Annotated in this window: 12 protein-coding genes; all 12 read left to right on the top strand. The window is 49.1% G+C overall.

The window, feature by feature from the left end:
* The first annotated feature begins 1 nt into the window (after position 1).
* The 12 genes from purD to gatB all read left to right on the top strand — a co-directional run bounded on the left by purD (position 2) and on the right by gatB (position 15,133).
* On the top strand, positions 2-1,252 hold the full coding sequence (gene purD, locus QMA09_RS11770) for a phosphoribosylamine--glycine ligase (protein ID WP_290213269.1): 1,251 nt from the start codon (positions 2-4) through the stop codon (positions 1,250-1,252).
* 208 nt (positions 1,253-1,460) lie between these two features.
* A complete protein-coding gene (locus tag QMA09_RS11765; RefSeq protein ID WP_290213252.1) occupies positions 1,461-2,051 on the top strand; it encodes a GNAT family N-acetyltransferase in 591 nt (196 codons plus the stop codon).
* Positions 2,052-2,344: 293 nt separating this feature from the next.
* On the top strand, positions 2,345-4,078 hold the full coding sequence (locus tag QMA09_RS11760; RefSeq protein WP_290213251.1) for an adenine deaminase C-terminal domain-containing protein: 1,734 nt from the start codon (positions 2,345-2,347) through the stop codon (positions 4,076-4,078).
* A gap of 2 nt (positions 4,079-4,080) precedes the next feature.
* Complete coding sequence (locus QMA09_RS11755; RefSeq protein WP_290213250.1) at positions 4,081-5,124, top strand: DUF3048 domain-containing protein; 1,044 nt, start codon at positions 4,081-4,083, stop codon at positions 5,122-5,124.
* A gap of 34 nt (positions 5,125-5,158) precedes the next feature.
* On the top strand, positions 5,159-5,479 hold the full coding sequence (locus QMA09_RS11750) for a YerC/YecD family TrpR-related protein (RefSeq protein ID WP_290213268.1): 321 nt from the start codon (positions 5,159-5,161) through the stop codon (positions 5,477-5,479).
* Positions 5,480-5,620: 141 nt separating this feature from the next.
* Positions 5,621-6,322, top strand: coding sequence for a heptaprenylglyceryl phosphate synthase (gene pcrB / locus QMA09_RS11745; protein ID WP_290213249.1), 702 nt, complete (start codon positions 5,621-5,623; stop codon positions 6,320-6,322).
* 37 nt (positions 6,323-6,359) lie between these two features.
* Entirely contained in the window at positions 6,360-8,567 is a 2,208-nt protein-coding gene (gene pcrA / locus QMA09_RS11740) for a DNA helicase PcrA (protein WP_483313554.1), read from the top strand.
* Between the two features lie 15 nt (positions 8,568-8,582).
* Positions 8,583-10,589: an NAD-dependent DNA ligase LigA gene (gene ligA, locus QMA09_RS11735; RefSeq protein WP_290213247.1), complete on the top strand. Its 2,007-nt coding sequence runs from the start codon at positions 8,583-8,585 to the stop codon at positions 10,587-10,589.
* Between the two features lie 14 nt (positions 10,590-10,603).
* On the top strand, positions 10,604-11,731 hold the full coding sequence (locus tag QMA09_RS11730) for a CamS family sex pheromone protein (RefSeq protein ID WP_135505790.1): 1,128 nt from the start codon (positions 10,604-10,606) through the stop codon (positions 11,729-11,731).
* Between the two features lie 196 nt (positions 11,732-11,927).
* The gene (gene gatC, locus QMA09_RS11725; protein WP_135505788.1) at positions 11,928-12,218 is read left to right on the top strand and encodes an Asp-tRNA(Asn)/Glu-tRNA(Gln) amidotransferase subunit GatC; all 291 of its coding nucleotides are present in this window, start codon (positions 11,928-11,930) and stop codon (positions 12,216-12,218) included.
* An 18-nt stretch (positions 12,219-12,236) separates the two neighbouring features.
* A complete protein-coding gene (gene gatA / locus QMA09_RS11720) occupies positions 12,237-13,706 on the top strand; it encodes an Asp-tRNA(Asn)/Glu-tRNA(Gln) amidotransferase subunit GatA (RefSeq protein ID WP_290213246.1) in 1,470 nt (489 codons plus the stop codon).
* Complete coding sequence (gene gatB, locus QMA09_RS11715) at positions 13,703-15,133, top strand: Asp-tRNA(Asn)/Glu-tRNA(Gln) amidotransferase subunit GatB (protein WP_290213245.1); 1,431 nt, start codon at positions 13,703-13,705, stop codon at positions 15,131-15,133. Before gatA ends, gatB begins: the two co-directional genes overlap by 4 nt.
* Positions 15,134-15,288: the final 155 nt, after the last annotated feature.

Raw genomic sequence — 15,288 nt, 5'->3', positions numbered from 1 at the left:
GATGAAAGTTTTGGTTATAGGCAAAGGCGGCCGCGAACATGCGATTGCCCGCCAGTTTTCAAGATCCGCCTCGGTCAGCCGCGTTTATGCGGCTCCCGGCAATGACGGCATGCAAGGCGACGTGGAATTAGTGGACATCGACGAAATGGATTTTGCGGCATTGAGCGATTTTGCCGTCGAGCAGGAAATCGATTTTACATTCGTCGGACCTGAACAGCCGCTGGCAGAAGGCATTGTGGACTGGTTTGAAAAGCGCAAGCTGCGCATTTTCGGCCCTGCAAAAAATGCAGCGCGGATTGAAGGCAGCAAAGCTTTTGCTAAAGAACTGATGAAAAAAGCGAATATCCCAACCGCTGCATATGAGACGTTCACGGAAACCGGAGCGGCGATTGAGTTTATCCGCCGCCACGGTGCGCCGATTGTCATCAAAGCGGATGGTTTGGCGGCAGGCAAAGGCGTCGTTGTTGCGATGTCGGAACAAGAAGCGATTGCGGCGGTCAGCGATATGCTCGAAGGCCAGAAATTCGGCGAGTCGGGATCGCGCGTCGTCATCGAGGAATTCCTTGATGGCGAAGAATTTTCGTTCATGTCGTTCGTCTTCGGCGGCAAGATTTACCCGATGCCGATTTCCCAGGACCATAAGCGGGCGTTTGACGGCGACCGCGGCCCGAACACCGGCGGCATGGGCGCGTATTCGCCAGTGCCGCAAATCCCTGCTTCTGCAGTGGAAGAAACCTACACAAAAATTGTCGAGCCCGCGGTCCAGGCAATGGCTGACGAAGGGGCACCGTTCAATGGCATTCTCTATGCCGGCATCATTTTAACGCCGGAAGGGCCGAAAGTCATCGAATTCAATGCGCGGTTCGGCGACCCGGAAACGCAAGTCGTCTTGCCGCGCATGGCATCGGATTTCGGCTTGTTCATGGACGCGTTCCTGGACAACCGGCCATTTGAGCTTCAATGGGATGACCGGTCGGTATTGGGCGTTGTCGTCGCTGCCGAAGGCTATCCGGACTCGGTCCAAAAAGGTGCTTTGCTGCCTGATTTGGCGAAATTGGAAGGTGTCGAAGTGACGCATGCCGGCACGAAAAAAGCCGGCAGCGGTTTTGCGGGCAACGGCGGACGCATCATCTTCGTTTCTGCAGCTGGTGAAGACCTCCAGCAAGCGCAGAGCAAGGTTTACGCAGAGCTCGGCAAGCTTGAGTGGAAAGGCTTTTTCTTCCGCTCGGATATTGGCTGGCGTGCAATGTAAAACTCCATATGGTATAATACTACATGACACAAATTCTTAGGAAGATGTGTCATTTTTTTTCATTACTCCGCCCTTGGAGCAATGAACTTTAGCTGAGGATTTTCAACAGCCCACTTTTACCTCTAAACCACACTTCAGATTGACTTAGTCATACCCGACTCCGTTTACAAAATCAGCAGGGCATCAAATTTCGAAAGGAGCAACATTTATGAATTGGTACGAAAAATTAAATCAGTATTTTCCAGTAGAAGAAATGAAATCAAAAGAGCACATGGACACGCTATTGAAAGAAAAAGGCAGCGTCTATTTTAAAGACGAGGGCCCTCACCACGTCTTGATGTTCGCAGAGTTTCCTACATTCTCGTTTGTCGATTATTTGTTCGTGTCAAAAGAGTCGCGCGGCAGCGGGCTTGGCAAAAAAGCTTTGCAATTCCTGAAAGACAAGAACAAGCCGATCATCCTTGAAGTCGAACCTGTCGACTACGAAGATACCGACAGTGAAAAGCGCCTTCGCTTCTATGCACGCGAAGGGTTCGAGCATGCTTCTTCAATCGGCTATTGCCGCCGTTCGCTTGCGACAGGCGAAGCGAATTCAATGGAGATCCTTTACTGGGCTCCAAACAATGAATCAGAAGAAGAAATCTTTGAAGCGATGAAGAAAATGTATGGCGAAATCCACACATACAAAGATACGCATTTCTACGGCGAATCGTATGAGCCGGTATCGAAGGTCCTGACGTTCGAAGAAGAGGAAAAAGACAACGTCCTTGACCCGTTCAACAAGCCAATTTCCAACTAATAAGTGTTAACAACTAGAAACCTGCACAGATTCCATTCTGTGCAGGTTTTATTTTTGTCTTCTTCTTAAGTATTCGTTATGCAGGTATAACTGCCGATATTTTAGTGAGAGGCAAGCCCTGAGCGACCGAAGCGGTATATAGAAACTCATGCCTCAAACAAATAGAACAAAATGGATTTTTTGTGTCAGATTCAAATCTGAATGTTCTAATTTTATGCAGTCTCGCCTGTATTTTCATACATTATTATGCTACGATATTATGTATAGAAATAGATTGAAAGAAGGTGCCGGCTATGGTGAATCCGTTATGGAGAAACAGAGAAATCAGGGAACAACTTAAAATAATTACAAAAGAGGCCTCGCCGGATCTTGTGCTGACAAATGCTACGTATTTGCATGGTATTTTCAAGAAATGGGTAACAGGGAACATCTGGATAAAAGGCGACCGCATCGTCTACGCGGGCAAAGATATGCCTTTAATCGGAAAATCCACAGAAGTCCAAAACATGGAAGGAAAGTGGCTCGTACCGGGTTATATCGAACCCCATGTCCATCCATTCCAGCTTTACAATCCACAGACATTTGCCGATTACGCGGCACAAGGTGGAACGACGTCGTTCTTATCAGACAACCTGACATTATTTTTGTCATTGGAAAACGAGAAAGCGTTTTCATTGTTGGATAAAATTGCGGAATTGCCTTTCACGTTTTATTGGTGGACGCGCTTTGATTCCCAGACGGAATTGCTTGATGAAGATAAATTATTCACGTCCAAATCTGTTGGAGAATGGCTCGACCGGCCGGATGTGCTGCTTGGCGGCGAATTGACGGGTTGGCCTAAATTGATGGCTGGCGACGATCAGATGCTGTATTGGATCCAGAAAGCGAAAATCGGACTGAAGAAGATAGAAGGGCATTTCCCGGGAGCTTCGGAAAAGACGCTTGCGAAGATGAAATTGCTCGGAGCTGACGGCGACCACGAATCGATGACAGCTGATGAAGTCGAAGCGCGTTTGCTGCATGGCTACGGCGTGACGTTGCGCCATTCTTCGATTCGCCCGGATCTGCCTTCCTTGTTGAAGGAAATCGTGGAACGCGACTTGAACGTTTTTGACAAATTGATGATGACAACGGATGGTTCGACGCCGGCTTTCCATTTGGATGGCGTCATGGACCTGTGCATTAAAATCGCTTTAGAAGCCGGCGTGCCGGAAATCGATGCGTACATGATGGCTTCATATAATGTAGCTCGTTATTACAATGTCACGAGCCTGCACGGCTTGATCGCGACCGGCAGATACGCCAACATCAATATTCTCGATACGCCGAGCAATCCCGTGCCATCGGGCGTCATTTCAAAAGGCGTCTGGCTGAAGAAGGATGGCGTGAAAGTGTATTCGCTGCCGGAAGTCGATTGGTCGGTGCTGCCTGATTTGAATTTGGATTTCGACCTGACTGAAGACGACTTCCAGTTTTCGATGCCGTTCGGGATTGAAATGGTCAACGACGTGATCACCAAACCGTATTCAGTGAGCGTCGATACACATGATGGCCAATTGTCGAAAAAGCATGAAGAAAGCTTTCTTATGCTATTGGACAAACATGGCAAATGGCGGGTCAATACGCTGATCAAAGGCTTCGCTTCAGGCGTCAGCGGATTCGCTTCTTCGTATTCGAATACCGGCGACATTATTTTGATCGGCAAAAACCGGGAAGATATGAAAGCTGCTTTTGAAGAAGTGAAGCGCATGAAAGGCGGAATCGTCCTTGTAGAAGACGGTGAGACAGTCAGTTCATTGCCGTTGCCGATTGGCGGAACTCTTTCTGATTTGCCGATGGAAGAATTGATACCAAAAGAGCAGGAATTGAAACAGGCGTTAAGAGAGCGCGGCTATAAGCACGGTGACGCGGTTTACACGCTGCTGTTCCTGCAAGCGACACATCTGCCGTATGTGCGAATTACCCAAAGAGGCATTTATGATGTTATGAATAAAAAAATCCTGTTTCCAGCATTCATGAGGCAATAGCTATGAAAAAGTGGACAATCGCAATCATTGTTTTGTTGCTGGCAATTGGGGCAGGCGGCGTTTATTGGATGATGCAAGAGGAAGAAAAGCCTGAAAATGGACAAGAGGAGCCTGCGGAACCTGGCGAAGAGCCGGACTCGCAGGCCTTTGCGCCGTTCACAGGAATAACGGAGGGCGGTCCTTACATGAGCCGTCCGGTGCTGGCGGTTATCAATAACCATCCGGATGCGCGGCCGCAAACCGGTTTGAACGAGGCGGATATCATCTTTGAATTCATCGCGGAATATAATATCACGCGTTTTGCGGCCTTATACCAAAGTACATTCCCGCAAGAAGTGGGCCCAATCCGCAGCGCTCGTGATTATTTTGTTAATCTCGCGGCAGCATATGACGCCTTTTTCGTTGCCCATGGCTATAGCCCGGAAGCATACACAATGCTGCAGTCGGGTAGGGTTGACCATATCAACGGCATCGATTACGACGGTTCGCTTTTCCAGCGTTCGACTGACCGGATTGCGCCGCATAATTCCTATATTACGTATGACAATATTAAACTCGGCATGGAAATGGTAAACGCTTCACCCGATTACAGCACTGAAGCGCCTTATGCTTTCATTCAAGGTACTGGAAATGGTAAAATATCGGAACAGGCATTCACGCTTGAAGTAAGGTATGGGCAGGATCCTAATTTTACAAGCGCCTTTACGTACGATGAAACAGCTCAGCGCTACAAGCGGTCTTCGGGAGGAATTCCAACGGTCGATAAAGAGACGCTGCAGCAGACCGAAGTTGCAAATGTCCTGGTGTTCGAGGCGGACCACGAGACGATTGACGCCAAAGGGCGGCAGTCGATCGACCTTGAAAGCGGAGGAAAAGCATTGCTTTTCCAAAGCGGCGGTGTCCGTGAAATAGAGTGGATTTCACAAGGCGGCATGCTCATTCCGGCCGCAAACAACGAGACGGTCGAACTTGTTCCGGGGAAAACGTGGATCCATATCGTGCCCACTGAACCCGGAATAGAACAATCGGTCCGCTACACCCCTTGAAAAAAGGGCAGAAATGAAAGGACGGTTATGCCGCATGCAGGTTGATAAGATCCGTGGAAATCAGACAGACCAATTAATAGAAGCAGTTCTTGCGTTAAAAGATAAAGAAGAAGCGTATCGTTTTTTTGATGATCTATGCACCATCAGTGAAATCCAATCGCTGTCCCAGCGTTTGGAAGTCGCCCGCATGCTGCGCCTGAAAAAAACGTATGAAAAAATAAAGAACGAAACCGGGGCAAGTACGGCGACGATTTCACGTGTGCGGCGCTGCCTGAATTATGGCAACGACGGGTACGACGAGATGCTCGGGCGCCTTTATCCGGACGAAAAACCATTCCAGCTGCCAGCAGACTGATCGCCTCATGCGCCGTTTTGCTATGTGCAGCATTTTGAAAAGGGGGCTATCCCATAAGTCGAATATCAGACTTATGGGATAGCCCCCTTTTTTTTGTTATAATGGAGAGATGAAATACGATTTATAGTTAGGTGGATGAATGTGGACTTCCATACATGGCGGCATGTATTCAAACTGGATCCGGCTAAGCCGATTTCCGATGGACAGTTGGAACGAATTTGTGAATCTGGGACTGATGCCATCTTGATTGGTGGAAGCGATAATGTCACACTCGACAATGTCATGGATTTAATGGTGCGCGTCCACCGGTATGATATTCCGGTTGTGCTCGAAGTTTCGACAGTCGATTCGGTGGCGCCTGGATTCGATTATTATTTCATCCCGACCGTATTGAACAGCGAAGACCCGCGTTGGGTCAAAGGGCTGCATCATGAAGCGATAAGGGAATATGGAGAAATCATGGATTGGGATGAATTAATTCCCGAAGGCTATTGCATTTTAAATCCTGCGTGCAAAGCGGCACATCTGACGAAGGCTGACACAGAGCTCTCGACAGAAGATGTTATTGCTTATGCGAGGATGGCGGAACATTTTTTCCGGCTGCCGATTTTTTATCTTGAATACAGCGGCATTTACGGCGATCCGAATTTGGTGGCTGACGTGAAAGAAGTGCTGTCAAAGACGCGGCTATTCTACGGCGGCGGCATTGATAGCGCTGAAAAAGCGGTTGAGATGGCCGGTGCGGCGCATACGGTTGTGGTCGGAAATATCATTTATGAAAATATAGAAAACGCGATTGCGACCGTTCAGGCGGTTGCGGAAATGGACAAGCAGTCGCTATAATAAAAAGAACAGACGTTCGAGGTGGTGCACAGTGGAAATGATTACAAATAGTTTATTGAACGGGATGAATCCCGAACAGGCAGAAGCCGTACAGGCAACCGAAGGGCCATTATTGATAATGGCAGGTGCAGGATCAGGCAAGACGCGTGTATTGACACACCGGATCGCTTATCTGGTATTGGAAAAGCAAGTTTACCCGTCCAATATCCTCGCAATCACTTTTACCAATAAAGCGGCGCGTGAAATGCGCAACCGGATTGACGGGCTCCTTGGCCACGGCACGGGCGCGCGCATGTGGGTGTCTACATTCCACTCGATGTGTGTGCGGATTTTGCGCCGGGACATCGACCGCATCGGCTTTTCGAAGAACTTCTCGATTTTGGATACGACTGACCAATTGACGGTCATTAAAAATGTCTTGAAACAGCTGAACCTGGATCCGAAGAAATACGAACCGCGGACCATGCTGAACGCGATTTCATCGGCGAAAAACGAATGCATCACTGCTGAAGAATTTGCAGCGAACATGAACGCCCATAATCCATACGAAAAAACAGTGTCGGATGTCTACGCGGCGTATGCGAAGCGTCTGCAGAAAAACCAGTCGCTCGATTTCGATGATTTGATCATGACGACGTTGACTTTATTCAACACGGTGCCGGAAGTGCTGGAATATTACCAGAATAAATTCCATTATATCCACGTCGATGAGTATCAGGATACGAACAACGCCCAGTATCAATTGGTGCAGAAACTGGCGAGCAAATTCAAGAATATTTGCGTCGTGGGCGACTCCGACCAGTCGATTTACCGTTGGCGCGGAGCGGATATCACAAATATCCTGTCTTTCGAAAAAGACTACCCGAACGCGAAAGTCATCATGCTTGAACAGAATTACCGTTCGACGAAACGGATTTTGCAGGCTGCGAACGACGTCATCCAGAAAAACACGAGCCGCTACCCGAAAGAGCTGCGCACGGACAATGCGGATGGACCGGCGATCACCTTGCATAAAGCAGGCGACGAGCGGCAGGAAGCGCAATACATTGTCCAGGAAATCCAGAAGCTCATGCAGGAAGAAGGCTATAAGACGTCCGATTTCGTAATCCTTTACCGCACCAACGCACAGTCGCGGATACTGGAAGAAATGTTCGTCAAGTCGAATATGTCCTATACAATCGTCGGCGGAACGAAGTTCTATGACCGCAAAGAAATCAAGGATCTTTTAGCATATTTGCGTCTGATTGCGAATAATGACGACGATCTGTCGCTCGCGCGCATCATCAATGAACCGAAACGGGGAATCGGTGCGACATCGTTCGAGAAGATGGCCCGTTTCGCGATCGACCAAGACCGCACCATCATGGACGCGCTGCAGGAAGCTGATTTCATGGGGCTGACGCCGAAGACGGCGCAGATCGTGCTTGAATTCCATTCGATGGTCAACGGCTTCACGCAAATGCAGGAATACTTATCAGTCACCGAACTCGTAGAAGAAGTTTTGAAGAAATCAGGCTACCGCCAAATGCTGCAAAACGATAAAACGATCGAAGGCGAAAGCCGACTGGAAAACTTGAATGAATTCCTGTCGGTTACGCAGGCATTCGAAAAGCAGAGTGATGACAAATCGCTTGTTGCGTTCTTGACGGATCTGGCACTGATTTCTGATATCGACTCGCTCGATGACGATGAAGATGCAGACGGACCGATCATCCTGATGACGATGCATGCTGCAAAAGGGCTGGAGTTCCCAGTCGTCTTCATCGTCGGGCTGGAAGAAAACGTCTTTCCGCATTCACGTTCGAACAACGACGACGATGAGCTGGAAGAAGAACGCCGCTTGGCATATGTCGGCATCACCCGCGCAGAGAAGCGGCTGTATTTGACGCACGCGACATCGCGTACGCTGTTCGGCAAAAGCAATTACAATATGCCGTCCCGATTCATCAGCGAAATTTCAGAAGAATTGATTGAGCCGACATTCGCGAACCACCGTGCGGGAGCGGCTACGAGTTACAGACAATCGCCGAAGCGCGCAGCGGTCACACGCCCTGCCTATAAACAATCTGGCGGAGACAAGCTCGGCTGGAAAGCGGGCGACCGTGCAACGCATAAAAAATGGGGCACAGGCACCGTGGTCAACGTCAAAGGCGAAGGCGAACAAGTCGAACTCGACATCGCCTTCCCGAGCCCGGTCGGCATCAAGCGGCTATTGGCGAAATTTGCACCGATCGAAAAAGAATAAGCAGGAGGATATCCAATGGACCGAATACAAGCAGAACAACGAGTGATTGAGCTGAACGAAACATTGAGTGCTTACGGCCATGCCTATTATGTGCTGGACAAGCCGGAAGTGCCCGATGCGGTATATGACCAATTGCTGAACGAATTGATCGAACTTGAAAACTTGTATCCCGATTTGATTTTTCCGGATTCTCCTACCCAGCGCGTCGGGGGCACACCGATTTCGAATTTCGAAAAAGTGACCCATTCAAGCCCGATGCTCAGCTTATCGAACGTATTCAATGAAGAAGACATCCGTGAATTTGATAAACGCGTGCGCAGCGGCGCAGGGGACAACATCGAATATGTCTGCGAGCTGAAAATCGATGGACTTGCCGTGGCGCTCCATTATGAAAACGGCAAATTTGTCCGCGGGGCGACTCGGGGAGATGGGCGTGTAGGCGAAGACATCACAGTTAATCTCCGGACAGTCCGGACCATCCCATTGAAACTGAATGACTCCATAGAGATTGAAGTCCGCGGGGAAGTCTTCATGCCGAAGAAATCGTTTCATGGATTGAATGAGGAACGCGGCGAGCGCGGGGAAGAATTGTTCGCCAACCCGCGCAACGCGGCAGCCGGATCGCTGCGGCAGCTGGATCCGAAGATTGCAGCAAGCCGCAATTTGGACGTATTCATTTACGGCATCGGCAGCGCCGGCGAATCGTACGGTTTGAGCGAACATGAAGAATCACTGAAATACGTTGAAAAGATCGGCTTTAAGACGAATAATGAGCGGCGGGTCTGCAAAAGTGTCGAAGAAGTGCTGGCGTTCATCGCCCACTGGCAGGAGCAGCGTTCCGAGCTGCCATATGAAATCGACGGCATCGTCATTAAAGTGAACCGCTATTTGCACCAACAGGATTTAGGCTTTACTGCGAAAAGCCCGAAATGGGCGACCGCTTACAAATTCCCGGCTGAAGAAGTGATGACTACTGTCAGAGATATCGAACTTAGCGTCGGGCGTACGGGCGTAGTCACACCGACTGCGATTTTGGACCCTGTATCAGTAGCAGGGACCACAGTGCAGCGGGCTTCGCTGCATAACGAAGATTTGATCAAGGAAAAAGACATCCGCATCGGCGATAAAGTAATCATCCGCAAAGCGGGCGACATCATCCCGGAAGTGGTGTCCGCGATTGTGGACCAGCGGACAGGGACGGAAGAGCCGTTTGAAATGCCGACCCATTGCCCGGCATGCGACAGCGACCTGGTGCGCATTGAAGGCGAAGTGGCACTGCGCTGCGTCAACCCGCAATGCCCTGCACAGATTACCGAAGGCCTTATCCATTTCGTGTCGCGCAATGCCATGAACATAGAAGGGCTGGGCGAGAAAGTGATTGAGCAATTGTATCGTGAAGGTCTGATCGCTGATTTCTCCGACCTCTATAAATTGACGAAAGAACAAGTGATGAACCTCGACCGCATGGGCGAAAAATCGGCGTCGAATTTGATTGCCGCAATTGATGCTTCCCGCAGCAATTCCATGGAGCGCCTGCTGTTTGGCCTTGGCATCCGCCACGTCGGTGAACGGGGAGCACGCATCTTATCCGAGCATTTCGGTTCGATGCAGAAATTGATGGAAGCCACAAAAGAAGAATTGGTTGAAATCCATGAAATCGGTGAAAAAATGGCCGATTCGATTGTTGCCTATTTTGATGCAGAAGAAGTTCAGCAATTAATGGAACGTTTAGCGGAAGCGAACGTCAATTTAACGTATACCGGGACTCGCGTAATTGTTGAAGCGGGGGCGAATGCTTTCGCCGGCAAGAAAATCGTTCTGACTGGCAAACTCGAGCAATTGACGCGCGGCGAAGCACAAGAACGCATCGAAGCGCTTGGCGGCAAAGTATCCGGCAGTGTCAGCAAAAAAACCGATTTGGTCATTGCAGGCGAAGAAGCCGGTTCGAAGCTGGAGAAAGCGCTGGAGCTGAAAGTGGATGTCTGGGATGAAGAACGCCTCTTGGAAGAATTGAATAAATGAGGGAGATTTATAAAATGAAACGCATTTGGTGGATACCGGTCAGCCTATTGTTGCTGGCAGGCTGTGTGCCTTCCGCATCAGACGAAGCGGAAGTGCTGAGTACAGAAGAAGAAGCAGAGACAGCAATCATTCCGAGCATCCAGCTCGATGACCGGTATTACCGGACATTGCTGCCATATAAACAAAGTGCCACGCGCGGAACGATCATCAACCGGCTGAATTCCCGCTATGATATTGAAGAAGCGGAAGACGGCCTGCTGCGTTTGTCGCAGCGCCAATTTTCGCCTGATGATTATTATTTTCAGGAAGGCCAGAAAATCACCCGTGAAGATGCCAGTGCCTGGCTGAGCCGCAAGAGCAAGGAAAATGGCCTTGGGCTGAATGCAGCCGACTCGCGCGATGCGAAGGCGAAGGAAGCTGGCGACCGTCCATCACCGGAAATTCTGGCGCATATCGTCGAACAGAATTATCTGGTGAAGACCGATAAAGAAACCATCCGACTTGGCGGCGTTTCAATCGGGCTGGCGTTGAATTCGATCTATTACAATTCCATCGATGAAGTTTCTTATGAAGAATCGATTCCACAGGCCCAATTGGACAAAGAAGGCAAGCGCATGGCAGCTGAAATCATCAAGCGCCTGCGTGAAAAAGAAGGCATGAAAGACATTCCGATTACGGTTGGCCTATTCAAACAAAGCAGCCGCGGCGCTATTGCACCAGGGACGTATTTTGCCTTTGGTGTCGCGCCTGGGGGCGAAAACGACGTCGCAAACTGGACGCCGGTCAAAGAGGAGTTTGTCATCTTCCCGACATCCGGTTCAGAAGACAAATACCGCGATGTCGATACTTCGTTCCGGAACTTCAAGATGGACGTAGAAGAATATTTCTCGAATTTCACAAGCGTCATTGGAACGGGCTTTTATCAGGAAGACCAATTACGCAGCCTGAAAGTGGATATACCGGTACAATTCTACGGTTCTGCTGAGTTGATCGGCTTCACGCAATACCTAACGGGGCTGGTGCTGGAGCATTTCCCGGAGAACATTGAAGTGGAAGTCAGCGTTACTTCGACCAATGGGCCGGAAGCGCTTGTTATTCGAAAAGCAGGGCAAACCGAACCGATTGTCCACATTTATGATTAATTTGCATTGGGATAGGGGCAGCCAAGCGGCTGCCCCTATCCCAATTTTTGAGGGCAGGCTTCAGGACCCGCCGCAGCTGGATGTTTGATTTCGCTTTTCTTGTTGTCTAGACTTCAGCGCTGCCCGGGCGCTTTCGCTTTTCTTTTAAAAATGGTATGATATAGCGTATGTTTACTGAATCCGGAGGTGTAGAGAAATGGCGAAAATAACAAAAGAAGAAGTGATCGAAGTAGCACATTTGGCGCGCTTGGCCATCACTGATGACGAAGCGGTACATTTTGCGGATCAATTGCAAGCGATCACGAATGCGATGGAATTGCTCAACGAATTGGACACGGAAAACGTGGAGCCGACAACGCATGTATTGTCGATGGTTAACGTATTGCGTGAAGATAAAGCGGAAGCTGGCTTAGACCGTGAATTGGTTTTGAAAAACGTGAAAGAGCACGAAGCCGGTCAAATTAAAGTTCCAACTATTCTAGATTGATTGTGAGGAGGGAAAAACATGAGCTTAGCAGATAAAACCGCAGCACAGCTGCAGGAAATGATACATACAAAAGAAACGACGATTGCTGAAATGGCTGAAAAAGCTTTTGGGCGCATTGCTGAATTGGATTCAGAAGTCGATGCTTTTTTGGCGCTTGATCAAGAAGGCGCATTGAAAAAAGCCGCGCAATTGGATGAAGTGGCAATGGACGAGCGTGGACCGTTGTTCGGCTTGCCGATCGGCGTCAAAGACAATATCGTGACTGAAGGCATTGAAACGACAGCGTCAAGCCGCATTTTGGAAGGCTTCAACCCGATCTACAATGCAACTGTCGTCGAGAAATTGAATGCAGCAGGCATGGTCATTGTCGGTAAATTGAACATGGATGAATTTGCCATGGGTTCTTCCAACGAAAACTCGTATTACAAAAATACGAAAAACCCGTGGAATTTGGAGACTGTTCCAGGCGGTTCTTCAGGCGGCTCTGCTGCGGCAGTTGCTGCAGGAGAAGTGCCATTCACATTAGGGTCTGACACAGGCGGATCGATTCGCCAGCCGGCTGCTTTCTGCGGCGTGGTCGGCATGAAGCCGACATACGGACGGGTTTCACGATTCGGTTTGATCGCGTATGCTTCGTCATTGGATCAAATCGGTCCGATTACACGCACAGTTAAAGACAACGCATTATTATTGAATGTCATTTCGGGGCACGATGAAAAAGATTCGACTTCCGCAAACGTCGAAGTGCCGGACTTTGCCGCTGCATTAACAGGCGACATCAACGGGCTGCGCATTGGCGTGCCGAAAGAATATTTTGCGGAAGGCGTCGGCGAAGCCGCAAAACAAGCGGTCCGCGATGCATTGAAAGTTCTTGAAGAAAAAGGCGCGACTTGGGAAGAAATTTCTTTGCCGCATTCCAAATATGCACTTGCTACGTATTACTTGATCGCTTCTTCGGAAGCTTCATCGAACTTGTCGCGTTTTGACGGCATCCGCTATGGCTACCGTACAGAAAAAGCGGGCAATTTGCTTGAATTCTATATGAATACCCGTTCTGAAGGATTCGGCGATGAAGTGAAACGCCGCATCATGCTTGGAACTTACGCGTTGAGCTCAGGGTATTACGACGCTTATTATAAAAAAGCGCAAAAAGTGCGCACGCTTATCAAACAGGATTTCGACAAAGCATTTGAAAAATACGATGTCATCATTGGGCCGACAACGCCGACGCCGGCTTTTAAAATCGGTGAAAAAATCGATGATCCATTGACAATGTACGCGAATGATATTTTGACGATTCCGGTCAACCTTGCGGGAGTTCCAGCTATTTCAATTCCTTGTGGATTTGAAAATGGCTTGCCGCTCGGCTTGCAGATTATCGGAAAGTATTTTGACGAAGAAACAGTTTACCGTGTTGCGGATGTTTTCGAACAGGCAACTGATTTCCATAAAAAAACTCCTCAAGTATGGGAGGGAGCAGCCAAATGAATTTTGAAACGATCATCGGCCTCGAAGTACACGTCGAGCTGAAAACAGAATCCAAAATGTTTTCGCCTGCACCTGCCCATTTCGGTGCAGAACCGAATACGAACACGAACGTCATTGACTTGGGCTATCCAGGGGTCTTGCCGGTAGTCAATAAAACCGCAGTGGACTGGGCAATGAAAGCGGCACTAGCATTAAACTGCCAAATCAACCGCCACACGAAATTCGACCGCAAAAACTATTTTTATCCGGACAACCCGAAAGCGTATCAGATTTCCCAATTCGATGAGCCGATCGGTGAACATGGCTGGATTGAAATCGAAGTCAAAGGCGAGAAAAAACGCATCGGCATCACACGCCTTCATATGGAAGAAGATGCCGGCAAGCTGACGCATACAGGGAACGGCCATTCATTGGTCGACTTGAACCGCCAAGGCACGCCATTGATTGAAATCGTTTCGGAACCGGATATCCGGACGGCGGAAGAAGCATACGCGTATTTGGAAAAAATCAAAGCGATCATCCAATACACAGGCGTTTCCGATGTGCGGATGGAAGAAGGCTCGCTTCGCTGTGACGCCAATATTTCATTGCGTCCATACGGACAGGAACAATTCGGGACAAAAACCGAATTGAAAAACTTGAACTCATTCAACTTTGTGCGCAAAGGAATCGAGCACGAGCAAATCCGCCAGGAAGAAGTATTGCTGTCAGGCGGCATCATCCAGCAGGAAACGCGCCGCTATGACGAATCAACAGGCAAAACATTGCTTATGCGCATCAAAGAAGGCTCAGACGATTACCGTTACTTCCCGGAACCGGATCTTGTCGACATCGTCATTGATGATGCTTGGCTGGAACGCGTACGTGCTGAAATTCCGGAATTGCCGGATGCACGGAAAGTGCGTTATGTAGCGGAAATGGGCTTGTCGGAGTACGATGCGATGGTCTTGACGCTTGCAAAACCGATTTCCGATTTCTTTGAAGCGACGGTTGCAGCCGGAGCGGATGCTAAATTGACAGCGAACTGGCTGATGGGCGAAATTTCAGCTTACCTGAATGCCCAACAGAAAGAGTTGGCCGATACGGCATTGACGCCGGAAGGTTTGGCAGGCATGATCAAGCTGATTTCCGACGGTACGATCTCCACGAAAATCGCCAAAAAAGTCTTGACCGAACTGTTTGAAAAAGGCGGAGACGCCAACGATATCGTCAAAGCCAAAGGGCTTGTCCAGATTTCCGACGACGCAACCTTGCGCGGACTGGTCACAAACTCGCTGGATAACAATCCCCAGTCGATCGAAGATTTCAAAAACGGCAAGGACCGCGCAATCGGATTCCTGGTCGGCCAGATCATGAAAGCGACAAAAGGGCAGGCGAACCCGCCAATGCTCAATAAAATCCTTCTCGAGGAAATTGCGAAAAGGTAATCTGAATGGCCCGCCTAGCGGGCCATTTTTGCTGTCTAAAATTTCTCGGTATCTTTTCATTTCGCTCCCAGGCGGACGCTTTCCGCTTCATTCAAAAGTATTTCTTATTAGCAAGTTATTTCTTTTACTCAAGAACACTAAAGATACACTTCTGC

Origin of the sequence: Planococcus sp. APC 3906, from assembly GCF_030407685.1 — a bacterium.
Lineage (GTDB): Bacteria > Bacillota > Bacilli > Bacillales_A > Planococcaceae > Planococcus > Planococcus koreensis.
The sequence above is the reverse complement of the archived record's forward strand: the minus strand, read 5'-3'. Positions and strand labels throughout refer to the sequence as shown.